General features: G+C 70.6%; 12 protein-coding genes. 10 read left to right on the top strand and 2 right to left on the bottom strand.

Annotation, left to right across the window (positions count from 1 at the left end):
- Window positions 1-192 precede the first annotated feature (192 nt).
- Window positions 193-2,370 (top strand): efflux RND transporter permease subunit, encoded by a 2,178-nt coding sequence (locus AB0F98_RS03085; RefSeq protein ID WP_357727769.1) that lies wholly within the window; start codon window positions 193-195, stop codon window positions 2,368-2,370.
- A gap of 147 nt (window positions 2,371-2,517) precedes the next feature.
- On the opposite strand, the gene AB0F98_RS03080 is transcribed toward AB0F98_RS03085, so the two are convergent.
- Window positions 2,518-5,607, bottom strand: coding sequence for a DNRLRE domain-containing protein (locus tag AB0F98_RS03080; RefSeq protein ID WP_357727766.1), 3,090 nt, complete (start codon window positions 5,605-5,607; stop codon window positions 2,518-2,520).
- A gap of 449 nt (window positions 5,608-6,056) precedes the next feature.
- Here AB0F98_RS03080 and AB0F98_RS03075 point away from each other — a divergent pair, with 449 nt between their 5' ends.
- The 6 genes from AB0F98_RS03075 (at window position 6,057) to ispG (ending at window position 19,051) form a co-directional block, all read left to right on the top strand.
- A complete protein-coding gene (locus AB0F98_RS03075; protein WP_357727763.1) occupies window positions 6,057-13,925 on the top strand; it encodes a ricin-type beta-trefoil lectin domain protein in 7,869 nt (2,622 codons plus the stop codon).
- The gene (locus AB0F98_RS03070; RefSeq protein WP_357727760.1) at window positions 13,922-14,281 is read left to right on the top strand and encodes a hypothetical protein; all 360 of its coding nucleotides are present in this window, start codon (window positions 13,922-13,924) and stop codon (window positions 14,279-14,281) included. Before AB0F98_RS03075 ends, AB0F98_RS03070 begins: the two co-directional genes overlap by 4 nt.
- A 250-nt stretch (window positions 14,282-14,531) precedes the next feature.
- Window positions 14,532-15,026, top strand: a complete 495-nt coding sequence (locus AB0F98_RS03065; protein WP_357727757.1) for a YcxB family protein — start codon at window positions 14,532-14,534, stop codon at window positions 15,024-15,026.
- A gap of 381 nt (window positions 15,027-15,407) precedes the next feature.
- Entirely contained in the window at window positions 15,408-16,619 is a 1,212-nt protein-coding gene (gene dxr / locus AB0F98_RS03060) for a 1-deoxy-D-xylulose-5-phosphate reductoisomerase (protein ID WP_357727753.1), read from the top strand.
- On the top strand, window positions 16,619-17,869 hold the full coding sequence (locus AB0F98_RS03055) for a site-2 protease family protein (protein ID WP_357727750.1): 1,251 nt from the start codon (window positions 16,619-16,621) through the stop codon (window positions 17,867-17,869). The genes dxr and AB0F98_RS03055 overlap by 1 nt, the downstream gene beginning before the upstream one ends.
- A gap of 9 nt (window positions 17,870-17,878) precedes the next feature.
- Entirely contained in the window at window positions 17,879-19,051 is a 1,173-nt protein-coding gene (ispG, locus tag AB0F98_RS03050) for a flavodoxin-dependent (E)-4-hydroxy-3-methylbut-2-enyl-diphosphate synthase (RefSeq protein ID WP_076470556.1), read from the top strand.
- A gap of 189 nt (window positions 19,052-19,240) precedes the next feature.
- Here the strand turns inward: ispG and AB0F98_RS03045 are convergent, their stop codons facing one another.
- Window positions 19,241-19,828 carry a PadR family transcriptional regulator gene (locus tag AB0F98_RS03045; RefSeq protein ID WP_357729043.1) on the bottom strand — a complete coding sequence of 196 codons (588 nt, stop codon included), beginning with the start codon at window positions 19,826-19,828 and terminating at the stop codon, window positions 19,241-19,243.
- 149 nt (window positions 19,829-19,977) lie between these two features.
- Between AB0F98_RS03045 and AB0F98_RS03040 the strand changes: the two genes are divergently transcribed.
- The 3 genes from AB0F98_RS03040 to AB0F98_RS03030 all read left to right on the top strand — a co-directional run bounded on the left by AB0F98_RS03040 (window position 19,978) and on the right by AB0F98_RS03030 (window position 25,786).
- Complete coding sequence (locus AB0F98_RS03040; protein WP_357727746.1) at window positions 19,978-21,189, top strand: MFS transporter; 1,212 nt, start codon at window positions 19,978-19,980, stop codon at window positions 21,187-21,189.
- Between the two features lie 55 nt (window positions 21,190-21,244).
- A complete protein-coding gene (locus tag AB0F98_RS03035) occupies window positions 21,245-22,084 on the top strand; it encodes a GNAT family N-acetyltransferase (RefSeq protein WP_357727743.1) in 840 nt (279 codons plus the stop codon).
- A gap of 195 nt (window positions 22,085-22,279) precedes the next feature.
- A complete protein-coding gene (locus AB0F98_RS03030) occupies window positions 22,280-25,786 on the top strand; it encodes an ABC transporter ATP-binding protein (protein WP_357727740.1) in 3,507 nt (1,168 codons plus the stop codon).
- Window positions 25,787-25,807: the final 21 nt, after the last annotated feature.

Below are 25,807 nucleotides of genomic sequence, written 5' to 3'. Positions count from 1 at the left end.
CGGGGCCTCCCGGGGCCTCCCGGGGCCGTGATCATGAAGTTATTGCCTCATGGGAGCGCTTTCCTGAGCAATAACTTCATGATCAACCGAGTTCACCGACGGAGCTCGACGGGGGCGGCGGGCGGCGGCGGGGTGCGGCGGGCGGAGGGGGAGTGGGGGACGATGCTGGGGTGGTTCGGAGGGAGGCGCGGGGTGTTCGGGTGGTGGGGACGAGTCGTGGCGCGGCTGCGCTGGGCCGTGCTGGCCGCCGGGCTGCTGCTGGCGGCAGTGGGCGCGACCTGGGGCACCGCGGTCTTCGGGCAGCTCACCGGCGGCGGCTTCGAGGACCCGGCGAGCGAATCCAGCCGAGCGTACGAGCGGATCGTCGACGAACTGGGACCACAGAGCGCCGACGTGATCGTCCTCTGGTCCAGCGACACCACCACGGCCGACCAGCCGGCGTTCCGTGACCCGGTCACCGCGACCGTGGCCCGGGTACGCGAGCGGCCGGAGGTCAGCCGGGTCACCACCTGGTACGACACCGGCGCGCCCGCGCTGCTGGCCTCCGACCGGCGGGCCACGTACGCGCTCGTCCAGCTCCGGGCGGACGACGAGGACGGCAAGTCCGGCGCGTACCGGGGGCTGCGTCCGGCGCTGGAGACTCCCGGGGTGCGTACGCAGACCGGTGGGAACGTGCCGTTCCTGGAGGAGGCGAACACCCGCACGACGGAGGACATCACCCGCGCCGAGCTGCTGTCCATGCCGATCCTGCTGGTGCTGCTGGTGCTGATCTTCGGCGGGCTGGTCGCTGCGGCCACCCCGTTGCTGATCGGCGGGCTGGCGATCCTCGGCGGCTTCATCGCGGTCCGGGTGGTCAACCTCTTCACCGAGGTGTCGATCTTCGCGATCAACGTGATCACGTTGATCGGCCTCGGGATGGCGGTCGACTACGCGCTCTTTATGGTGAGCAGGTTCCGCGAGGAGTTGGCGACCGGGCACTCGACATCTGAAGCCGTCCGGCGCACCATGGCCACCGCCGGCCGTACCGTGCTCGTCTCCGGGCTGACCATCGCGCTCGCCATGGCCAGCCTGTTGATCTTCCCGCAGTCGTTCCTGCGGTCCATGGGCCTCGGCGGGATGGCCGCCGTGCTGGTCGCCATGCTGGCGGCGCTGACCGTGCTGCCGGCCCTGCTGGCGGTGCTCGGCCCGCGGATCGACGCGGTGCGCGTACCGCTGAGGTGGTGGCGGCGGACGGCGGGTGAGCGGCCGGTGGCGGGCGCGGTGACCGGCGCCTGGGCCCGGATCGCGCGCAGCGTGATGCGCCGTCCGGTGCGCTACCTGGTCGGGGTCGCCGTTCTGCTGGTGCTGCTGGCCACGCCGTTCCTCCGGATCACGTTCGGCGGCTTCGACGAACGGGTGCTGCCGGCGGGCGCCGAGCCCCGGGTGGTCTCCGAGCGGATCGCCGCGGAGTTTCCCGGTGGCACGGTGGCCCCGGTCGAGGTGCTCGTCTCCGGCGTGCCCGCCGACGCGGTCCGCCCGTACGCCGACCGCGTCGCCCGGGTGCCCGGCGTGACCGGGGTGAGCGTCGCGGCCAGCCGGGGCGAGTCCACGTTGCTCACCGTCACCTACCCCGGCGAGCCGACGGGCGACGCCGCTCAGGACGTGGTGCGGGCGCTGCGCGACCTGCCCGCCCCGGCGGGGGCGGAGACGCTGGTCGGCGGCCGACCCGCCGCGGACCGCGACCTGCTGGACAGTCTCGGTGCCCGGCTGCCGTGGATGGCGCTGTTGATGGCCGGCGCGACGTTGCTGCTGCTCTTCCTCGCATTCGGCTCGGTGGTGCTCCCGGTCAAGGCGGTGCTGATGAACCTGCTCTCGATCGGCGCGTCGTTCGGCGTCGTGGTCTGGATCTTCCAGGACGGGCACCTCGCCGACCTGCTCGGGTTCACACCGACCGGCTTCATCGAACCGAGCAACCCGATCCTCATGCTGGCCGTGCTCTTCGGGCTCGCCACCGACTACGAGGTGTTCCTGCTCTCCCGGGTGCGCGAGGAGTGGGATCGCACCGGCGACAACACGGCCTCGGTGGCCGCGGGGCTCCAGCGAACCGGACGCATCATCACCGCTGCCGCGCTTCTGCTGATCGTCGTGGTGGCCGGCTTCGCGAGCGGCAGCATGGCCTACATCAAGCTGATCGGGGTCGGCATGATCGTGGCGATCGTGGTCGACGCGACGCTGGTCCGGGCGCTGCTGGTGCCGGCCACTATGCGACTGCTGGGCCGGTGGAACTGGTGGGCCCCGGGCCCGCTGGGCCGGGTCTACCGCCGTTACGGCCTGCGTGAGTCCGACGCTCCGACAGGCGGGGAGAGCCGCCAGTCCGCGTTCACCGGATAGTTGTTTGCGCCGATGAGGCTGGCGAGGGCTTCTCCGGTCGGTCAACCTCATGATCGGCGTTGCGGTGCGGGAGAGTTCGACGGAGAGACGGGAACGGGCCCGAACAGTCACCTGTTCGGGCCCGTTCCCCGGTGAGCACCGGTCGGCTCAGCCGAAGGACTTCATGATGCGCCAGTCGTCGCCCAGGACGACCTTCACCGGTGCGTTCGTGTTCGTGGTGGACGGATGGTAGATCCGCATCTGTCCGTCCGTCCCGGAGCGGGCCCAGAGGTCCGGCACCCGGTCGCCGCTGACGTCCGGGATTCCGATCAATGCGCTGACGTTCGCCTCCGTCCAGCTGTTGCCGTAGGAGACGTCGCCGCTGCGGGACGCCGCGGCCGTCTTCAACGAGTCCAGACTCACGCTGCCCGCGATCGGCCCCGGCTTGCCGTGCCGGACGTACATGTTGCCGTTGTCCAGGTTCCGCCAGAGCAGGTCCGGCGTGCCGTCCAGGTCGATGTCCGCCACGTTGACGATCTCCCGGCGGGCCCACGCGTCGCTGTTCATGAGGGTCGCCTCCTGGAAGCTTGCCCCCGTGTACCCGGAGAGCGCCCAGAAGGTCGGCCCGGACCGCAGGACGAGGTCCGGCCGCTTGTCGCCGGTGATGTCGCCGACGGCCTTGATCTGCGTCCAGGTCGACGGCGCGGGCACGTTGGCCGGCAGCAGGACTCGCAGGCGCTGGTCGACGTTGAAGGAGCCGTACCCGTCACCCGGATAGAGCCAGAAGCCGCCGTCCGGGGTGCGGGCGAACAGGTCGGTCACCCCGTCACCGGGGTAGGCGTCGTCGTACTTGGTGATCAGGGCTGCCTGACCCGTCGCCGGGTTGTACCAGTGACCGGGTGGATTGAGCTTCCCGGCGTCGTCGTAGGAGGCGGCGAGCCACGCGTAGAGTTCGCCACCCTCGTCACCGGCGTAGTTGCGCAGGTTGCCCGTGGAGTCCACGAGGAGCAGATCCGGGATGACGTCGCCGCCGGTGTCACCGGGTTTGTCCGCGGCCTCCTTCGGGGGCACGTAGAAGTAGTAGTCGGTGCGGGCGCTCTTGTTGCCGACCGCGTCGTACGCGTACACGTGCAGCGTGGTGGGGCCGGCGTGCCGCGGCTTCAGGTTGGGGACAGTAGCTGTGCCGTTGGTCGCAGGGACCTCCAGGGCGTTGATGGCCTCGAAGGCGTAGCTGAACTTGCTCGCACCGGCTGCGGTGAAGGTGATGGGACCGGTCTCCCCGAACTTCAGCTTCGACCAGGTCGCGCCGTCCGGGGTGGCCTCCAGCCACACATCGCTGCTGACGTCGGGCGCCGGGGGTGCCGAGGCGTCGATCGTGAGGCGGCACGGCTCGTTGCCCGGCGGGAAGTACGAGGACATCGCCCCGGTGGCGTCCTCCGCGCGTACGTCCCAGGAGTAGGTGGTCTTGTCCACCAGCGTGGTGGAGGGGATGGTGATGCTGCCCCTGCCGCTGCTCAGGGTGGTCACGACGGTGTCGGCGGGTGCCGTGGCGCCGTTCTTCCAGAAGCGGAAACGCAGCGCCTTCAGGTTGCCGTCCGGGTCGCTGCCGGTCGCGGCCAGGACGAGGTTCGTCTTCGCGACGGTCACGCCGTTGCCGGGACCGGGCACGCAGTTGCCGCCGGGCGACGAGGTGCCGGCGGTCGGCTCCTTGGGTGGCCGGTTGTAGGTGACGCTGAGCTCAGCGGAACTGACCTTGAACTTGCGCCAGGTCAAGGTGTCGGATTCGCTGGTGGCGCGCATCCCGAGGGTGATGTTCGACCAGCCGTTGTTGGCACCCTGCTGGGCCGCGTCCAGCACGTTGAAGCTCACGTAGTCGTCGGCGCAGCTACTGCCGTAGCCGTGGGCGAAGGACTTCCGCTGCTGTTCCTTGGTCCAGCTCGGCTGCTTGTTCCAGGTGGTGCCGGAGGAGATGGCACCGGTCAGCCAGAGCTGCATCTCCCTGGCCGTGCAGTTCCAGGAGTGGTTGTTCAGCACCTTGAAGGTGGCCGCACTGACCGCCGCGCCCTTGATGGCGGAGCTGTAGCCCATCCGCCAGAAGGAGCGTGCCCGCAGCGGGGTGTCCTCCTCGTACCCCACTCGCGCGTCCGTGGTGCCGGAGTTGAAGTTGGTGCCGTTCCAGGTGTTGGTGTTGGCGTGCTGCGAGTAGACGGTCGCCCAGGCCTGCTGACCGCTCTTGAGGGTCGGGTCGAGGAAGACCGGGAAGAGCGTGTCCTCGCGGGTGAGCAGGCCGCTGGCCGCGGCGTTCAGGTGCAGGCGAACGTCGCCGGTGCCGTCGCCGTCGAGGCGGGTCGGTATCGGGGCCCGGCGGGAACCTGGCTCGGCACCGTTGAGGCCGGAGAGCTCGAGCACCTCGGCCGAGGTTTCCACGGCGGTACGTGGGGCCGTCTCGGGTGCCTCCGGGTCACTGCCGGCGGAGTCCCAGGCGAACGGCGTGGGGATCGAACCGACCTCCTTGCCGGCCCGGTCGAGGACCCGAACTCCGCCGGTGGTCGCGTCGCGGTGGAAGACGAGCGTCTCGGAGCGCAGGCCGTAGGTCAGGGACTCGACGGCCTTGAGCGTCTCGGCCGCGCGTGACTTCACGATCAGCAACTGGGCGAAGCCGCCGTCCTCGCGGGCGACGACGAGCAGGTCGACTCCACTGAGGACCTCGGGGTAGAGGGCGCGCGGACCGTCGAGCACCGGCTCCGGCAGGGCGCCGGGCCAGGTGTACGCGACGGTGTGGCCCTCCATCTCCACCTCGGCCAGCACGGCCGGTCCGGTACCGGGGCTGCCGTTGGAGAAGCGTAGGGGAGTGGGGGCGTTGACGGGGTGCACGTCGAGCCCACCGGGGTTGTTCTGGCCGCGGGTGAGCGTGTTGTCGATCGGCGCCCACTGCCCCCGGGCGTTCTTCGCGCGCTGGGCGACAGCGTGGATCGTGGTGCGCAGCTGCCCGTCCGGGAGCGCCCAGGTGAGTGAGGTGCTCGTCGTGGCCGTCTCCACGAGCACCTCCTGGCCGGTGCGGACGGCGTCGTTCATCGCGGTCGCCTGGTCGCGCGGGGCGACCGGCGCCGGCGCGACGCGTGGGGACGCCTTCCGAGCTGCGTCGGGCCCGGGCCACCAGGGCAGCAGGGCGGCGACGAGTGCCAGCAGGAGGCCCAGGCTGAGGGCCAGCCTGGTGCGCGTGCGCACGAAGGGGTTGAGCAGGCGAGGCGCAGTCACGGCGGGTCTACTCCCGTGGGGCCAGCGGACAAGGAAAGGCGCATGCAGGTAGCCCGGTCCGCCGGGCCGCCGGGCAGAACGCGGGCACACGATCGCACGCCGACGGGTCATCTCGCCCATCCAGCGACCGATACCAATTCGTGATCATTACGCGGCGCAAGTGGACGGTTGCGCCGGAATTCGATCATGTATGCGTGTTTTGACTGTCGCGGAATGACGGTCATATCCGTATCCGTGTTCCCCGCCGGACATTCCCTATTCGTGCTGCGGGGGGAGGATTCGACAGTGGTGAATGCCACATCAGCTGTCGAGTGATCACCCTCCGTGACCTTGAGTGCTGATCCGGCGTGCCGCAGAGTCCTCACGCACGTGCCGTGGCCGGCGCGTGGTCTCGCGCGGCCCTGCCGTGCCTCCTCTTTCGTCTTCGCGCTGGGTGGGAGTCGACACGTATGCGTGGTACCGGTTTGCTGCGGTGGCATGGCCGTCGGATCCCGGCGAGGCCCAACCATCCCCGGTGGCGTCGTGGCCGTACGGCGATGGTGCTGTTCCTGTCCACGACTCTGGTCGGCACGATGCTGCCGGCCGAGGCGTGGGCGGTGCCCGGCCCGGGCATGCACCGCGAGGAGATGCAGGTCGACCTGCCGGACATTCCGGAGAGCGAGCGGGTCGGTCACGACGAGAACGCCGAGACGAACCTGACCACCGCCGACCCGGTGCCGGTGGACCCGTACGAGCCGCAGGCCGTCACCCCTTGGCAGCAGGACAGCGGCGTCGTCGACCTCACGGGGATCGAGGCCGGGGACACCAAGCCGGTCGACGATTTGCCCGTCGCGCTCGGCGTGCCGGCCGGCGGTGATCCGGCCACCCTCGCCGGCAACTGGACCGTGGACCTCGCCGCCCCCGAGGCGTCCCAGGACGCGGGCCTGTCCGGCCTGATCATGAAGATCACCCCGCCGGCCACTGTCGACCCGGCGGCAGAAGTCGCACTGGCCGTGGACTACACGCCCTTCGCCGACCTGTACGGTCCGCAGGCCGCCGACCGTTTCGGCGTCGTGCTGCTCCCCGAGTGCGTCTACGACGCGCCCGACAGCGGCGACTGCGCCACCGGCGACGGCTCGGCGACGACGCGTTTCTCCGCCGCCGGCACCGACGCCGCCCAGGCCGTGCGCAGCGAGGTGAAGCTGGTGCCCGCCGCCAAGGCACCCACCCGCATGAAGATCGCCGCCGAAGAGGAGGCGCCGGTGCGCCGCGTCGTGACGGGCAGCGTGCCGGTCGGCCGCCTGCTCGGTGCGGATTCGGACGCCCTGACCAGCCGGGCCACGCTCGACGCAGCTGAGCCGTCCACCGCCTCGGGCGTCGTCGGCGTCCTGGACACCGGGGCCTCCGCGGCCGGCGACTTCACCGCCACGCCGCTGCTCTCCTCCGGCTCCTGGGCCGCGGGCTCCTCCAACGGCGCGTTCACCTACTCCTACCAGGTCCAGGTGCCGGAATCCGCCGGCGGCCTGGCGCCCAAGGTGGCCCTGGGGTACTCATCGCAGTCGGTGGACGGCCGTACCTCGGCCACCAACAACCAGGCCTCCTGGATCGGTGACGGCTGGGACTACAACGCGGGAGCGATCACCCGCAGCTACGCGACATGCCGTGAGGACTCGAAGAAGCCCGGCTCGAACAATGAGAAGCACCGTACGGCCGATCTGTGCTGGGGCTCGAACAACGCCACCCTCACCCTCGGCGGCATGACCACCGAGCTGGTCTGGGACTCGGCCAAGAACGCCTGGTTCACCGCGAACGGCGACGGCTCCAAGGTCGAGCTGCTCAAGGACACCGGCCGGGCGAACGGCGACAAGTCCGGCGAGTACTGGGTGGTGACCACCCGGGACGGCACCCGCTACCACTTCGGGCTGAACCGCCTGCCGGGCTGGTCGGACAACGGGACCGCCGCCGACGACCCGGTCACCAACTCGGTCCTCACCGTGCCGGTGTACGGCAACCACGCCAACGACGGCGACCCGGCCGAGACCTGTTACAAGGAGGGCGACTGGGCGGGCTCCTTCTGCACCCAGGCCTGGCGGTGGTCCCTCGACTACGTCGAGGACATCCACGGCAACGCCATGAGCCTGTGGTGGGCCAAGGAGACGAACAACTACGCCCGCAACTTCAACTTCAAGGACCCGGTTCCGTACGACCGTGGCGGCTACCTGGCCCGCATCGACTACGGGCAGCGCCGGGACAACATCTTCTCGGCCGCGCCGCCCGCGCGGGTCACCTTCGACGTCGCCGAGCGGTGCTACACCGAGGGTTCCGTGACCTGCACCGAGGAGAACTTCACCAGCAAGGATCCGAGCAAGTTCCGCATCTGGTACGACACCCCGGCCGACCTGCGGTGCGCCTCCGGCCAGAAGTGCTGGAACGCCTCGCCGTCGTTCTTCTCCCGCAAGCGGCTGGACAGGATCACCACCTGGGCGCAGCGGCGTCCCGAGACGAGCGCCCTGCAGAAGGTGGACGAGTACCAGCTCACGCAGTCCTTCCCGGTCCTGAAGACCGGCCCCAACACCGCCCTCTGGCTGGAGTCCGTCAAGCGGACCGGCTGGGGACGCAGCGGCGCGGCCGACGACAAGATCAGCCTGAACGCGGTGCGCTTCGAGTCCAACACCGAGGACATGCCGAACCGCGTGAAGCGGGACAACCGCCCCGGTTTCTCCCGGCTGCGCATCGCCCGGGTCATCAACGAGTACGGCGGCGAAACCGTCGTCACCTACAAGCAGCCCACGGGTGACTGCGCCACGGGCACCGGCCTGCCCGGCAAGACCGACACCGCCGAGTTGAAGGCCAACGACCGGCTCTGCTACCCGTCGTTCTGGCACCCGGACCCGGCGGTCGAGGACATCGACTGGTTCCACAAGTACGTCGTGGAGAGCGTCGAGGAACTCCCCGCCATCGACGGGGCCTTCGGCACCTTCACCCGGTACGCCTACGACAACCCCGGCTGGCGGCTCGCAGAGCAGGAGTTCACCAAGAAGGCCACCCGCACCTACTCCCAGTTCGCGGGCTTCCAGCAGGTCACCGTCATCACCGGGGCGGACGACCCGGACATCGGCAGCAAGCGGACCAAGGCCGTCACCCGCTACTTCCGCGGCATGGGCGACACGGTGCCGGTGAAGGACATCGCCGGCGTCGAGATCGCCAAGGACGAGGAGCCGTTCGCCGGCCGGGTGGCCGAGGAACTGACGTACGCGAACGCCGACGACGCCGACGCGGATTGGCTCACCCGCAGCGTCACCTACCCGCACGCCCAGGAACTCGCCATCCGGTCACGTGACGACGGGCTCAGCCCGCTGCGCGCCTGGCGGGTCACCGAGCCGCGGCAGGTGTCGTACACCCGCTCGTCGGGCACCGGCGACGACGACCGCACACTGCGGGCCGTCGAAACGAAGACCACCTTCGAGACGACCTACGGCTTGCCCACCCAGATCGAGGTGCTCGGTGACACCGGCAGGACCGGCGACGAGTCCTGCACCTCCTTCGAGTACCTGCACCGGGTCGACAAGAACATCATCGGCCTGACCAAGCAGACCCTCACCAGCCCGACCACCTGCGCCGCCGCGACCTTCGGCGACCTGAAGACGCTCAGCGGCGCCGGTCGTGTCGCCTACGACGGCAACGCGTACGGGGTCGGACTCGACACCACCACCCGTGGCCTGGCCACCGAGACCTGGTCGCTGAAGGGCGACGGCTCCGGCTTCCAGTCCGACGGCACCACCGCCTTCGACTTCATCGGCCGGGTCATCCAGAACACCGACCCCGACGGCAAGATCTCGAAGATCAGCTACGGCATGGCCAACGGCCAGTCCTACTCGGTGACCGAGGAGAACTCGCTCGGGCACAAGCAGGTCCAGGAGCTCGACCCCGGCCGTGCCGTCACGGTCAAGACCACCGACCTGAACGGCCGGGTCAGCGAGGCGAAGTACGACGCGCTGGGCCGCCTCGTCGAGGCGTGGGCGCCGGGCCGCACCCCGTCGGCCGCGGCCGTTCCGGACTTCAAGGCCGAGTACGCCGTGCAGGCCGGCAAGCCGCCGTACATCACCACGTTCAGCCGCGGTCACGACAACAAGATCCAGACCTCGGTCACCCTCTACGACGGTCTGGGCCGGGAGCGGCAGACCCAGGAGGAGGCCACCGGCGGCGGCCGACTCATCACCGACACCCTGTACAACACCTCCGGCGAGGTGTGGCAGACCAACAACGCCTACTTCGCCGAGGGCTCGCCGATCGGCCAGCTGTTCACCCCGCTCGCGGAGACGGCCGTGCCGAACGCGACGCGCTACACGTACGACGGCCTGGGTCGAGTGACCAAGGAGACGCCGGTCCTGCGTGGCGTCGAATCGCCGTCGCGCGCCACCAGCTACACGTATGGCGCCGACCACTCCACGGTCGTCAACCCGGCGGGCGCGACCTCCTACCGCCTCTTCACCGACGCCCTTGGCCGCACCGCCCGCGTCGACACGTTCACCAACGCCGCGCACACCGCGTTCACCTCGATGAGGTACGAGTACGACGCCCGTGGTCAGCTGGTGAAGGCCAACCACTCGGCCGACCCGACCCACCCGTGGACCTGGAGCTACGACCAGCGCGGCCGGTTGACGCAGAGCACCGACCCGGACGCCGGCACCAGCCGGTTCACCTACGACCACCGGGACCGGCAGCTCACCGCCACCAACGCCCGCAACATCACTGTCTGGAACGGCTACGACGAGCTGTCCCGCCCGACGCAGCAGCGCCTCGGCGACAGCACCGGCACACTGCTGGCCGAGTACACCTACGACACCGTGCCCGGCGGCAAGGGCCTGCCGGCGACGGCCACCCGCTACACCGACGGCCTGCCGTACAAGCAGTCGGTCGGCGGCTACACCCCCGACTACCAGCCGACGTCCACGACGCTCACGCTGCCGCAGCCGATCGCTGACACGTGGGGCCTGAAGACCTCGTACACCTACGACTACACGTACACCGACACCGGCCTGACAGAGTCGACGACGCTGCCGGAGGTCGGGAACCTTCCGTCGGAGAAGGTCCTGGTCCGCTACACCAAGGACGGCCTGCCGCTCTCGGTGTCCGGCAAGGACTGGTACGGCTCGGAAACCGTCTACTCGCCGTACGGGCAGGTGCTCCGGTCGACGCTGGGCGCGCAGCCGTACCGGGTGTGGTCGATGGCGACGTACGACGACGCCAGCGGCGCCCTCACCAACCAGCAGGTCTACCGCGAGCAGACGACCGACAACGGCGTGGTCGGCGGCAACCTGGTATCGAACCGCTCCTACTGGTACGACGACGCGGGCAACGTCCTCGCCATCCATGAGCAGGCGACCGGCATCGAGGAACGGCAGTGCTTCCAGTACTCGCTCGGCCGGCTGAAGACCGCCTGGACGGCCAAGGACCAGGCGCTGTGCAACCCGGGCCCGATCAACGCCGACGGCAGCCTCAACGTGGCGGTCGGCACCGACGGCTCCGGCTACTGGCAGGAGTACGAGTACGACCTCCTCGGCAACCGCACCAAGCTTGTCGAGAAGGACGTCGACGGGCACATCAGGAAAGCGGCGGGGGAGCAGGTCCAGCTTAAGGACGCCACCAGCACCTACGCCTACGGCAAGGCCGACGGCAGCCAGCCGCGCACCCTGACCAAGGTGACGAAGGAGTACGTCACCCCGGCGGGTGCCCAGGTCATTGCCGAGGCGGAGCGGCTCTACGAGCTGACCGGCGAGACGAAGTCCGTCAAGTCCCTCGAGAACGGCGACGAGCAGACCCTGTCCTGGACCTACGACGGCCAGGTCGAGCGGATCGCCGGCCAGGGCACGAAGGGCCGGACCGCGTACGTCGGTCTCGGCGCCAAGTGCATCGACCTGAGCAACGGATCGCTGGAGCCGAGCCGGCCGATTCAGCTGTACTCCTGCAACGACACCCCCGCCCAGAAGTGGACCTTCGTCGCGGAGCCCGGCCAGAAGAACGCCAACCTGGGCACTCTGACTCCGCTCGACGGCACGTGGTGCGTCCAGCCGGCGGCGAACACGGCCGGCTCGGCCTTCGGCATTCAGAAGTGCAACGGATCGGCGGCGCAGCGCCTGGAGCGCACCTCCACCGGGCAGCTGAAGCACTCCGCGAGCGGCCTGTGTGTGGCCGTCAAGGACGCGGCCATCGCCAACGGCACGCCACTCGTGCTGGCGACCTGCGACAGTGCCGCCGCCGCCCAGCAGTGGGAGCCGCAGGACGAGACCCGCCACATTTACGGGCCCGGTGGCACCCGACTGCTGACGATCCAGGCGCGGCAGGCCACTCTGCACCTGGGCGAGTCCCAGCTCACCGTGCAGAAGGGCGGTGTGCTGGTCAACTCCCAGCGCTCGTACGCCACTCCGGGCGGCACGGTCGTGCGTTACTCACACACCACGGCGGCGCCCACCCTCGTTGCCCTCGCGGGCGACCACCAGGGCAGCCCGTACGCGGAGGTGGGCCTCAGCGGTGGAATGCCGGTGCGGCTGCGCAAGCAGGACCCGTTCGGCAACCTGCGCGGCCCGGTGCACAACATGCAGGCCAACGCGGGCTTCCTCGGCTCGACGCGGGACGACGCGTCCGGTTACGCCCCGCTCGGGGCGCGGCTGTACGACCCGACCGTGGGTCGGTTCCTTTCGGCCGACCCGGTGCTGGACCTGACGGACCCGGCGCAGAACAACGGTTACGCGTACGCCCACAACAACCCGGTGACGCTCTCGGACGCGAGCGGTCTGTCGGTGGCGCTGACCGCCTCCGAGATGGCGGCGGCGCTGGCGGGCGCGGGCCTGTCGGCGGCGCAGGTCTCCCAGGCCCAGGCGGACTCGGGACGCTCGATCATGTCGGTGATCCTCGGCGCGGCCTGGTCCGTGTTGAAGGACTTCATCGGGATCAACGACGCCATCAACTGCTTCGGCGGTGACATGTGGGCGTGCGGCAGCCTCATCATCGGGGCGATCCCCTGGGGCAAGATCGGCAAGATCCCGGCCGTGATCCGGGCGGTCGACCGGACGATCGCCGCGATCCAGGCGTGGAGAACGGCGAAACGCGCGGCCGAGGCGGTGCTGGCGGCGGCGCGCGCCGCCGAGCAGGCGGCGCTGAACGCCAAGAAGCTGGCCATCGAACGAGCGAAGAAGGCCGCCCAGGCGGCGAAGAAGAAGGCCGCCGACAAGGTCAACACGACCAGCAACAAGGCCGTCAACAATACGAAGAAGACCGGTAACCCGGTCCAGAAGGACGCCCAGGCCAAGTCCAACCCGAAGGGTTCCTCCGCGGGCTCCGGCGGTGGTGGCGGCAAGGGCGCCGGCGGTGGCGGCAAGGGCGACTCGAAGCCGGGCGGTTCTTCGGGTGGCACCAGCCGCAGCAAGGGTGGCAGCAGCGGTGGCGGCGGCGCCGGCAAGGCCGACGAGGGCGGCGGCGCCAGCAGTTCGGGTGGCGGCAGCTGCGAGAATCCCGCCAATAGCTTCGTGCCTGGCACTAAGGTCCTGATGGGCGACGGCTCCACGAAGCCGATCGAGGACGTGAAGCCCGGCGACAAGGTCATGGCCACCGACCCGGAGACGGGCCGGACCGAAGTGCAGACTGTCGCCGCCGCGATCAAGGGTGACGGTGTCAAGCACCTGGTGAAGGTCACCATCGACACCGACGGCGAGCGCGGCGCGGAGACGGCCGAGGTCACCGCGACCGACGGTCACCCGTTCTGGGTGCCCGAGCTGCACGAGTGGGTCGACGCCACCGACTTGCAGTCCGGGCAGTGGCTGCAGACCAACGCCGGCACCTACGTCCAGGTCACTGCGATCGAGCGTTGGACCGTCGCGCGGGCTACCGTCCACAACCTCACCGTGGCCAACATCCACACGTACTATGTGGTCTCTGGAGAGAGCTCTGTCCTCGTCCACAACTGCGGTGTACAGGTAGACGAGGCGAAGTTCGACTACGTCATGGGAAATGTGACTCAGGGGCGGCAACATAATATTGACCGATCCACGCAGAACGGCATCGCGATGCGTCGAATCGGGGTCCTGGACGACGCGGATGGTCGCGCGTTGCTACGAGAGCATCTGGAGGAAGCTGGTGGTTTCAACTCCAACGTCTCCAGAACCTTCAACAACGAACACGGATCGTACGAGGTTCGAGAGTCGCTTTTTGCGGGGCCGGGAGGTTTCTTGCGCCTCGACTCCACCTGGCAGGTCATGGCGGATGGCACCCGCAGACTCACTACAGTCATCCCGATCGGAAGCGTGTCAAGATATCGGCTTCCGCAAGGAGCGTTGAAGTGACTGGCGCTGTGTTCGAAGCTCCGACCGATCAGGAGCTTGAGGAGATCAGGTACTTCGTTGGCGGCACCGTTGACGAAGGCGAGGAGGGTGTCAGAACTCTCGTCTGGTCGGTCGATTCAGGCTCAGGAGAGATTACATATGACGGGCTGGGGCGAAGCGTCCGCGTTCTGTTCCTCGACGCTGAGGGGGAGGAGTTCGTCGATGTCTTTCGAGAAGGTGCGTTCCGGCTCAGGTTTGTGAACACATCTGTCGAATGTGAGGCAGTCGTAGAATTCGGCACGGATTCACTTTCAGGCACGATGCGAATTCACATGCTTCCTAGTTTGGCGATCCACGACTCGATGTTGCTGACTTGACGGGATGTCGGCGCCTTCCTTGGTCGGCACCGACGTCCCGTCAAGTCCGGTCACCCCTGTTCAGATGCCTCAGATTATGAGTGACGGAACGCGCAAAGGACCTGCAGACGCATTCACTGGTGCTCTCAACAGGTGCATTGGCGCTTGGTGGTCAACCCCGAGAAGGCCGAGATCATCTCGGGACTCGACGCATCTTGGACACCTGCAGGTCTAGGCGTAGCCCGCCCATTCCGGCGTATCGTCTGCGGCCGTGATGATCAGCTTCGAGACCCAGCCGGACCGGCGTCTGTTGGCGGTGGCGCTGCGCCGCACGATGCGCCAGGCCCTTCGCCTCTTCACGGCCTGCGGGTTCATCCTGCTTCTGCCGGCCGCGGTTACCCTGCTCCTCAGTGACGAGCCGGTGGTGGCGGTGGGTTGGCTGTTGGGTGCGGTCATCTTCTGGGCCCTGCCGTCGTTGCTGGTACGCGGCGGGGTCCGGGCGAGCTGGAAGCTGTACGGCATCCCGATCGCCTGGCAGTTCTCCGACGAGGGTGTGCGAATGGTTTCGGTGCTGATGGAGAGCCTGATCCGCTGGGAAGCGCTGGAGTCGGTCGAGCCGATCCCCGGTCAGCTGCTGCTCAAGGTCAATCGGCAGCAGGTCATTCCAGTTCCGATCGCCGGGCTGGCGCCGTCCGACCGTGACATGCTCGCAAGTTTTCTGGGTGGTCGGCGCCTGCTTCCCGCCGGAACCCGGATCACCGCCTGACAGGCCGCGCCCGGCCCGTCGTGATCCTCCGGCGCTCGCAGCGGCCACGCCGGTGGCGGCCACTCGACCTCAATGAAGTCGCGGTGTCCCAGGCCCCCCGATGGCCCGACTTCCATGACCTCGTGTCGTTCATCGCCGCCGCGCCGCGCCGCGCTCCCCGGCGACGCCGAATCCGAGGAGGCGCCGCGCCGCGCCGCAAAACCGGGCCGGGTCGCCCCGGTCGCGCCGCGCTGGGTCGCGCCGGGGTCGGGCCGCGCCGAGGGCGGGCCGCATCGGGCCGCGCCGGGCCGCGCCGGGCCGCGTCGGCGGCTTCGGAGCAGGTCAGCGGGGAAGATTGAGGCTCTCAGCGGACGTACAGCGCGGCTGGGGAAGAATGGCCGGGTGACTTCCGCGCGAGAACTCGTCCTGCTCGGGTCGACCGGCTCGATCGGCACGCAGGCCATCGACATCGTCCGGCGCAACCCGGAGCGGTTCCGGGTGGTGGCGCTCGGGGCGGGCGGCGGCAACGTCGAGCTGCTCGCCGCCCAGGCCCTCGAACTCGGTGTCGAGGCGGTCGGCGTGGCGAAGGCGTCCGCTGCCCAGGATCTCCAGCTCGCCTTCTACTCCGAGGCGAGTCGGCGTGGCTGGGCCAGCGGCGACTTCAAACTACCCAAGATCATCGCCGGGCCGGATGCGATGGCCGAGCTGGCCCAGTGGCCGTGTGACGTGGTTCTCAACGGGGTGGTCGGCTCGCTCGGGCTGGCGCCGACCCTCGCGGCGCTGCGCGCCGGCCGTACGCTCGCGCTCGCCAACAAGGAGTCGCTCGTGGCCGGCGGCCCGCTGGTCAAGGCCGCGGTGACCCGGGCGGGGCAGATCGTGCCGGTCGACTCGGAGCATTCGGCGCTCGCCCAGTGCCTGCGCGGCGGTACCCGGGGCGAGGTGCGCCGGCTGGTCGTCACCGCGAGCGGCGGCCCGTTCCGGGGCAAGCGGCGCGACGAGTTGACCCAGGTCACGCCCGAGCAGGCGCTGGCGCATCCGACGTGGAACATGGGGCCCGTCGTCACGATCAACTCCGCCACGATGGTCAACAAGGCGCTCGAGGTGATCGAGGCACACGAGCTGTTCGACGTCCCGTACGCCGACATCGCGGTGATGGTGCACCCGCAGTCCGTGATCCACTCGATGGTCGAGTTCGTCGACGGCTCCACCCTCGCCCAGGCCAGCCCGCCGGACATGCGGCTGCCGATCGCCCTGGGCCTCGGCTGGCCGGACCGGGTGCCCGACGCCGCCGCCGCGGTCGACTGGACGACCAGCCACAAGTGGGAGTTCGCCCCGCTCGACGACGAGGCGTTCCCGGCGGTCGCCCTGGCCAAGGCGGCCGGCCAGGCCGGCTGCTGTCGCCCGGCCGTGTACAACGCGGCGAACGAGGAGTGTGTGGCCGCGTTCGTGGCCGGCCGACTGCCCTTCCTCGGCATCGTGGACACCGTCGCGAGGGTGCTGGACGACGCTCCGGACTTCGGCGAACCAGGTACCGTCGAGGACGTGCTCGCGGCCGAGTCGTGGGCACGTACGCATGCGCAGGAGATCATCGCCGCGGTGGTGGAAGGAGCTTGATGGCATACCTGCTCGGGGTGGTGCTCTTCGCCCTGGCGATCCTCATCTCGGTGAGCCTGCACGAGGCGGGGCACATGATCACCGCCAAGGCGTTCGGGATGAAGGTCACCAAGTACTTCGTCGGCTTCGGTCCCACCCTCTGGTCGTTCAAGCGGGGCGAGACCGAGTACGGCGTCAAGGGCGTCCCGCTCGGTGGCTTCTGCAAGATCGTGGGGATGACTCCGCAGGACGACGACGTCGACCCGGCTGACGAGCCCCGGGCCATGTGGCGCTACCCGGTCTGGAAGCGGACGATCGTGATGTCCGCGGGCTCGATCACGCACTTCGCGCTCGCCCTGGTCACCCTCTGGATCCTGGCCATCTCCGCCGGCCTGCCCAACCCGAACTTCCCGAGCACGGAGGAGCAGGTCCGCCAGGAGCCGGCCGTCGTCGCGCTCAGCGACTGCGTGGTGCCGGAGAACGCGGCCCGGGCCTGCGCGCCCGGCGACGCGGCCAGCCCGGCCGCCCAGGCGCAGCTCCGCGACGGCGACCGGATCACCTCACTGAACGGCCAGCCGATCAACAACTACGGCGAGCTGCTCGTCGCGCTGCGGGGCGTCCAGCCCGGCAGCACCGCGACCATCGGCTACGTCCGCGACGGGCAGCCGGCTGAGACCCGGGCGACGCTCGCGCGGACCGAACGACCGCCGCTGGACGACCCGAACGGCGCCGTCGGCCCGGTCGCCGCGCTCGGGGTCGGGCTCATCCCCAGCACGCCCACCCGGGTGACGTACGGGCCGGTCGAGGCGTTCGGCGCCACCGCCGACTTCACCGGGGACATGGCCGTCGGCACCCTGCAGGCCCTGCAGCGGATCCCGCAGAAGGTCCCGGCGCTCTGGCACGCGATCACCGGCGGGGAGCGGGACGTGGACACCCCGATCAGCGTGGTCGGCGCGAGCCGGCTCGGCGGCGAGGCGGTGGAGAACAACGCCTGGCTGGTCTTCTTCATGCTCTTCGTGTCGCTGAACTTCTTCATCGGCGTGTTCAACCTGCTGCCGTTGCTCCCGCTCGACGGGGGCCACATCGCCATCGCCTGGTTCGAACGGGCCCGCTCCTGGGTCTACGCCCGGGTCGGTCGCCGTGACCCCGGGCGGGTCGACTACCTCAAGCTCATGCCCTTCACGTACGCGGTGATCCTGATCGGTGGCGTGTTCACGCTGCTGACCATCACCGCGGACGTGGTCAACCCGATCACGCTCTTCTCAAGGTGAGTGTTTGAAGTGACCGCAGTCAGCCTCGGTATGCCTCCCGTGCCGCCTCCGCCGCTCGCGCCGCGCCGGGCCAGCCGCCAGATCATGGTCGGCTCCGTACCGGTCGGTGGCGGCGCGCCGGTGTCGGTGCAGTCGATGACCACCACGCTCACCGCCGACGTCAACGCCACGTTGCAGCAGATCGCCGAGCTCACCGCCAGCGGCTGCCAGATCGTCCGGGTCGCGGTGCCGTCCCAGGACGACGTCGAGGCGCTGCCCGCGATCGCCAAGAAGTCGAAGATCCCGGTGATCGCGGACATCCACTTCCAGCCGAAGTACGTCTTCGCCGCGATCGACGCGGGCTGCGCGGCCGTCCGGGTCAACCCGGGCAACATCCGCCAGTTCGACGACAAGGTCAAGGAGATCGCGAAGGCGGCCGGCGACGCCGGGGTGCCGATCCGCATCGGCGTCAACGCCGGCTCGCTCGACAAGCGGCTGCTCAGCAAGTACGGCAAGGCCACCGCCGAGGCGCTGGTGGAGTCGGCACTGTGGGAGTGCTCGCTCTTCGAGGAGCACGGCTTCCGGGACATCAAGATCTCGGTGAAGCACAACGACCCGGTGGTCATGATCCGGGCTTACCGGCAGCTCGCCGAGCAGTGCGACTATCCGCTGCACCTCGGCGTCACCGAGGCCGGGCCGGCCTTCCAGGGCACCATCAAGTCGGCGGTGGCGTTCGGCGCGCTGCTCGCCGAGGGCATCGGCGACACCATCCGGGTCTCCCTCTCCGCGCCGCCGGTGGAGGAGGTGAAGGTCGGCAGCCAGATCCTGGAGTCGCTCGGCCTGCGCGAGCGTGGCCTGGAGATCGTCTCCTGCCCGTCCTGCGGGCGCGCCCAGGTGGACGTCTACAAGCTCGCCGAGGAGGTCACCGCCGGCCTGGAGGGGCTGCCGGTGCCGCTGCGGGTCGCCGTGATGGGCTGCGTCGTCAACGGCCCGGGTGAGGCCCGGGAGGCCGACCTCGGCGTCGCCTCCGGCAACGGCAAGGGGCAGATCTTCGTGAAGGGGCAGGTCATCAAGACCGTGCCCGAGGGGCAGATCGTGGAGACGCTGATCGAGGAGGCGCTCCGGCTGGCCGAGGAGATGGGCGCCGAGCTCCCCGAGGAACTCCGCGGCCTCACCACCACCCCCACCGTCACAGTCCACTAACCCCCCCACCCACCCCCCACCCCCCACCCCACCCACCCCGCCCCGCGCGCCACACCACCAGGGCAGGGCACGCTTACACGGAAAGAGTGGTCATTCCCGCAGGAATGACCACTCTTTCCGTGTATTTGGCCCCTCGTCCGTCGCCGCGGCGGTGGACGAGGAGGGGTGGGAGGGGAGGGAGGGGGGGGGTTACTCGGATTCGGCGAGGATGGCGTAGAGCTTGCGGCGGGTCTCGGCGAGCACCTGGGCGGCTCGCTCGCGCTGGTCGTCGGTGCCGGTCATCATCACCTGCCGCAGTGCCTGCATCGCCTGTGTGCCGGCGTCCCGGATCTCGTGCCAGCTGTTCACCGTGTCTTGAGCCAGCTCCGCCCACGGCGGATTCTCGGCGGCCTCGGCAGCTTCGGCGCGGCCGGCGTCCGTGACGGTGAACCGCTTCCGCCCGCCGCCGGAGTCCTCGGCGGCGGCGATGACGCCCTCGTCCTCGAGCAGCTGCAACGTCGGGTAGATCGAGCCCGGGCTGGGCCGCCAGGCCCCACCGGTGCGGGAGTCGATCTCCTGGATCATCTCGTAGCCGTGCATCGGCCGCTCGGTGAGCAGCGCCAGTACGGCTCCGCGCACGTTCGGGCGGTGTCGCCTGCCGCCACGGCCGCGCCCGCCCCAGCCGTGACCGTGCGGCATGGGCGGGACGGGCGGGAAGCCGAAGCCGCCCCGCATCCGGACCTCGCGCATCGCGCCGTGCGCGGCCCCGCGCACGGCGCCGTGCAGCGCCTCGTGCATCGCTTCGTGCATCACCTGGTGCCGTCGATCGAATCGCATGGTTCCTCTTCCCGTTTGGCGTATCGCTGATGCGTCGACGATATATCGGCAACGTGTCGTCGACAAATGGAATTTACAAACCGTACGTACGTCTTGCTAGGCTGCAAGTCGTGCGACTGCTTCCCGACCCGGGGCCGGCCCGGACCCTCGCCCTCTCCAGCCTGATCAACACCGTCGGCCGTGGCACCTGGCTGACCGCGAGCGCGCTGTTCCTGACCCGCTCGGTCGGACTGACCGTGGCCCAGGTCGGCCTCGGACTAACCCTCACGGCGCTGGTCAGCCTGATCGCCAGTGCCCCGATGGGCTACCTCGCGGACCGGCACGGCCCGCGTGGCCTCCAACTCGCCGCGCTGCTCGCCTCCGCCGCGTGCACCGCCGCCCTGGTCGGCGTCCGATCGTTCCCGACCTTCCTCCTGGTCGGCATGCTCATGGCGATCGCCGACGCAGCCAACCGGGGCGCCCGGGGCGCGCTGATCGCCGGCGCCGTCCCCGCCGAACAGCGCGTACGAACCCGCGCCTACCTGCGCGCCGTCACCAACGTGGGGATCTCCGTCGGTGCGGTGGTCGCCGGTGTCGGCCTGGCCGCCGACACCCGGACCGCGTACGTGGCGCTGATCCTGCTGGACTGCGCGACGTACCTGGTCGCGGCGGCGATCCTGCTCCGGTTGCCGGTCGTCCCGCCGGTCCCGGCGCCCACCCACGGGCCACGGCTGATCGCCCTTCGGGACCGCCCGTTCCTCGCCTTCACCGTGCTCGACGGCTTGATGTCGATGCACTTCGGGCTGCTCAACATCGCCCTGCCGCTCTGGATCGCCGAGCGCACCACCGCGCCGCACTGGCTGATCTCCGCCTGCATGCTGGTCAACACGGTGATGGTGGTGCTCTTCCAGGTCCGCGCCTCACGCGGCACCGAGGAGCTGGCCGGGGCCGGCCGGGCCGCCCGTCGGGCCGGCGTGGTGATCGCGGTCGCCTGCCTGCTCTTCGCCGCCAGTGGCCGCGTACCCGGCCCGGTCGCCGTGGTGCTGCTGCTCGCCGGGGCGCTGGTACACGTGGTGGGGGAGCTGTGGCACTCAGCGGCCGGCTGGGGCATCTCGTTCGGCCTGGCACCGGCCAACGCCCAGGGGCAGTACCAGGGCGCATACGGGATGGGCATGCAGCTCGGGTCGATGGTGGCGCCCGCGGTGGTGACCACGCTCGCCGTCGGGTGGGGCGTACCGGGCTGGTTGGTCCTCGGTGTGTTCTTCCTGCTCGTCGGTGCGCTGGTGCCCCCCGTGGTGCGATGGGCCGAGGGCACCCGGGTGGCCCTACCACTGGCCGCGTGACGCGGAGTCGGTACTCAGCCCGCGGGCCGGGGGCCGGATCTGGCACGCTGGAGGCGTGCTGACGGTGCCGGTACGGCAACTGGGGGAATCGGAACGACGCGCGGTCGAGCGCCTGCTCGACCTCGACCCGTACGCGGGCGCGCAGGTCGCCGAGCGGGTCGCCGCGCGCGGTCTCTCCTGGTGGCGGGCCGAGGGTCGGATCCTCGGCTACGGCGCCCGGCGCAACCTCGAGTCGATCTGCTGGCTGGGCGGCAACCTGACCCCCGTGCTTGCCACCGAACCGGCCGTCGAGGCGTTCGCCGACCTGCTCGCCGGCGAGGAGCGGCTCTGCTCGTCGATCGTCGGCCGGGCCGACGCCGTCCTCGGGCTCTGGGACCGCCTCTCCGAGGTGTGGGGACCCGCCCGGGACGTACGCCCGAACCAGCCGCTGCTGGCCACCGAGGCGCTTCCCGTCGTCCCCGCCGATCCGGAGGTGCGCCGGGTACGCGCCGGGGAGGTCGACCGCCTCTTCCCGGCCGCCGTGGCGATGTACACCGAGGAGGTCGGGGTCTCGCCCCTGGCCGAGGACGGCGGGCGCAGCTACCGGCGGCGGGTCAACGAACTGGTACGCGGCGGCCGGGCGTACGCCCGCTTCGTCGACGGCCGGGTGATCTTCAAGGCCGAGCTGGCGGTGGTGACCCGGCGTACCGCGCAGATTCAGGGGGTCTGGGTGGCGCCCGAGTGGCGGGGCCGGGGCATCGCCACCGCCGCCATGGCGGCCGTGGTCCGCGACGCGCTGCTGCGCGTCGCGCCGACGGTCAGCCTCTACGTGAACGATTTCAACCTGCCCGCCCGCCGGGTCTACGAGCGCTGCGGGTTCCGTCCGGTCGGCACGCTCGCCACCGTGCTGTTCTGACCGCGTGGGCCCGGGCCGGCCTGATGGTGTGAGCCCGGCCCGGCTGATGGTGTGAGCGCGCCCGCCGTGAGTGCGTGGGCGTCCGCCGTGACCCCGTGAGCAGGGACCATCGCAGCGAAAATGCGTTGATCGCCGAGGCCCGGCGGGTGAGGCTGGAGTCACCGCCCCCACCCCACCAGAGTCCGGAGGACCCTCATGCGCCTGCTCCGAGACCTCTGGGCAACCGCACCACGCCGGATGACGGCGGTCCTCCTGCTCATCGTGGTCGGTGCCGGCGGTCAGGCGGCCGCCTCCGCGCTCGCCGGACCGGTGCTGGTGCACCGCTCGACAGGCTGGTTCACCGCCCTGGCCGCCGCGCTGGTCGCCGCCGTCCTCACCGACCTCGTGGTGGGGCTGCTGATGGCCGGGCTGACCGCCGACTGGTCCGCCGACGTCCGGCGGCGGCTCTGCCGGGTGGCACTCGGGCAGGATCTGCCGACCCTGGAGACCACCCCCGTCGGCGAGCTGCTCGACCGCATCGACAACGACGTCTACCAGGTCGCCGCCGAACTGCGGAACACCGGCGTACGACTGGTCCAGGGCCTCGCGGTGTGCCTGCTCGCGACGGCGAGCGCGCTGTTCGTCTGGTGGCCGGCCGGCGTGGGAATGGTCGTGCTGACCACCCTGCTCGCCGTCGTCCTGCGCCGGCCCACCGGGCGCATCGCCCCGGCGCGGATGGCCGAGGAGGAGGCCTGGTCCGACCTGGCCGCCGTGATGGAGGAGGCGGTACACGGCCAGGACGACGTCCGCACCAGTCTGGCCCGACCGTACGTGCTGCGTCTCTACGCCCGGCGGGCCGCCGAGGTGATCGCCCGGGCCGGCCGGGTGTTCCGCATGTCGGCCCAGGTCACCGCGATCGCCGCCGGTGGCATCCGGGCCGGGATCGCCGCCGTGGTGCTCGCCGGAGCGTGGGCGCTGGCCAGCGGCCGCGTCGACGGTGCCCGGCTGACCGCGATCTGGCTGCTCGCGATCGCCTTCGGAGCGACGGTCGAGCACATGGCCCGCTGGGTGCCGCACCTGCAGTACGCGCTCGGTGCCTGGGCCCGGGTGCAGCTGCTCTCCGCCGCGCCGCAGGAGCCGACCGGCGGGGTGGCCCCGACCGACGGCGACCTCACCGTCCGAGGGTTGACCTTCCGGTACGCGTCCGACGACGAGCGCGGCCCGGCGCTGCGCGACGTCCGGCTGACCTTCGCCCGCGGGCGGTCGTACGCCCTGGTCGGGCGTACCGGCTCGGGGAAGTCCACGCTGGCCAAGGTGCTCACCCGGGCCGTGGACGTGCCGCGGGGGACCGTCTTCCTCGGCGACACCGACCTCGTCGACCTGGACGTCGAGGAGCTGCGCCGGTGGATCGCGGTGGTGCCGCAGCGTACCGAGATCCTCGCCGGCACGCTGGCCGAGAACGTCGCGCTCTTCGACCCGGACCTGCTCGACGGCGCGAGCCGGGCGCTGACGGAGCTGGGGCTGGCCGGGTGGATCGCCGAGCTGCCCGACGGGGTGCACACCCGGCTCGGTGAGGGCGGCCACGTGCTCTCCGCCGGGCAGGAGCAACTGGTGGCGTTCGCCCGGATCCTGGTCCGCAATCCGCAGGTGGTGATCCTCGACGAGGCCACCGCGCGGCTGGACCCGGTCACCGAGACCCGGGTACGGCAGGCCACCGAGAGGCTGCTCGCCGACCGCATCGGCATCGTGATCGCGCACCGGCTCTCCTCGGTGCGCCGGTGCGACGAGGTGGTGGTGCTCGCCGACGGCGAGGTGCTGGAGGCCGGGCCGCTGCACGAGTCGGCGCGCTTCGCCGAGCTGCTGGCGACCGCGGGCGCGTACGCCGGGACGGGCGGGCGCGGCGGGGTGGACCTGCTGCCGGCGCCGGCCACCCTGTGGGAGCTCACCGAGTCGGCGGAACCTGTCGAGCCGGCCGGACTCGTCGAGCCGGCGCCGGCTGAGCGTCCGGCCGCCGTACCGAGGACCGACCCGCCGCCGGTACCCCCGCCGCCACCCGCGCGAACGATGCGACAGATCCTGCGGCTGGGTTTCAACGACCCGCGCTTCGGGCTGGCCTCCATCGCGATGTTCATGGTGATGACGCTGCTCGGCCTGGACGGTTCGGTGCTGCCGTGGCTCTGGGCGGATGTGGTCGACGGTGGCGACCCGTGGCTGCCGGCGCTCGGCATCGCGGGCGCGCTGCTGGTCGTGTTGCCGCTCCCCTACCTGACCAACCTGCGGTTCCCGCAGTGGTGGATCCGGCAGATGCTGCGGATCAGCCTGCGCCTGGTGCACGGACAGACCGGGCCGCGGCGGGTCAGCGGACACACCCCGGCCGAGGTGGTCGCCCAGGGCGGTGACACCGAGCGGGTGGTGCAGCTCGCCGACAACCTGATGGACCAGTTCATCTCGCTGGTGATCGTGGTCACGATGACCGTGGTGACCGGCAGTTTCGTGCCGGCGTTGTTCTTCGTGGGGACCATGCTGGTCTCCGGGCTGGCGGCGACGCTGTTCGGGCCACGACTGGAACGCAGTGCCCGCGGCACCGTGAAGGCCCGCGCCGCGTTCGCCACCGCCCTGGTCTCCTCGCTGTCCGCCGCCCGTACGGTGAAGCTCGCCGGCGCCGGCGAGCCGGTGCTGGCCCATCTGGCCAAGCTGGACTCGGTACGCAGCGACCGGCAGCGCCGGGAGATCGCCATGCAGGTGTGGGCGAGGTCCACGCCGTCGGTGGTCAGCGGGCTGCTGCCGATCGGCGCGTGGGCGCTCTACCTGGCCGGCGGGCTCTCCGCCGGCGCGGTGCTGGTGGCGGTCTCCACGCTCGGAGCGGCCCGCTGGTTCGCCTGGACCACTGCCTCACTGGTCTCCCAGTACCCGTCGGCGCGGGTCTGGACCCGGCGGACGGTGGCGATGAGCGGGGTCGCCGACTACGCGGCGGCGGTGCCCGCGGTGGACCTGGCCGCCGGGACGGCACCCGCACCGGAGCCGCCGCCGCGGCGGCCGCTGCAACGCTTGGAGCTGCGCCGCTTCGGGGCCCTGCACTCGGACGGGACGCTCGCCGTCCGGGACGTGGACCTCACCGTCGAGCGGGGGCAGCTGGTGCTGGTCGTCGGGCCGGTGGGCTCGGGCAAGTCGTCGCTGCTGCGTGCCCTGGCCGGCATCGTGCACCACACGGGTCGGCTGAGCTGGAACGGGGAGCCGGTCACCGAGCCGGAGCTGTTCCTGCGACCCAACCAGGTCGGGTACGTGGGGCAGCTACCCCGGGTGCTCTCCGGCACGGTCGCGGAGAACATCGCCCTCGGTCACGAGGTCGACGCGTCGGCTGCCGTCTCCACCGCACAGCTCGAGCACGACCTGGCCGCGGCCGGCGGTGGACTGGGGCTGTTGATCGGGCACAAGGGCACCCGGCTCTCCGGCGGGCAGTTGCAGCGGCTCGCGCTGGCCCGGGCGTTGGCACCGCGTACGGAGCTGCTGGTCGCCGACGACGTGTCGTCCGCGCTGGACGTCACTACCGAGCTGGCGCTCTGGGCGGCGCTGCGGGAGCACGGTGTCACGGTGGTCGGTTCGACCTCGAAGCGGGCGGCACTGGTCCGCGCCGACCACGTGGTGGTGCTGATCGGCGGCACCGTCGCGGCCCAGGGCCACTGGCGCGACCTGGAACCCGACTGGGCCCACCTGGCCGGCTGACCTGCACCACCACTGCGTCGA

Source organism: Micromonospora sp. NPDC023737 (genome assembly GCF_040639715.1).
In the GTDB taxonomy this organism is placed as follows: domain Bacteria; phylum Actinomycetota; class Actinomycetes; order Mycobacteriales; family Micromonosporaceae; genus Micromonospora.
This window is presented reverse-complemented; position numbering and strand designations above follow the sequence as displayed.

Excerpts from the sequence above, each read along its gene's own strand:
- AB0F98_RS03075 (WP_357727763.1), top strand. The coding sequence starts at position 6,057 with ATGCGTGGTACCGGTTTGCTGCGGTGGCATGGCCGTCGGATCCCGGCG.
- AB0F98_RS03055 (WP_357727750.1), top strand. The coding sequence starts at position 16,619 with ATGGCATACCTGCTCGGGGTGGTGCTCTTCGCCCTGGCGATCCTCATC.
- AB0F98_RS03045 (WP_357729043.1), bottom strand. The coding sequence starts at position 19,828 with ATGCACGAGGCGCTGCACGGCGCCGTGCGCGGGGCCGCGCACGGCGCG.
- AB0F98_RS03030 (WP_357727740.1), top strand. The coding sequence starts at position 22,280 with ATGCGCCTGCTCCGAGACCTCTGGGCAACCGCACCACGCCGGATGACG.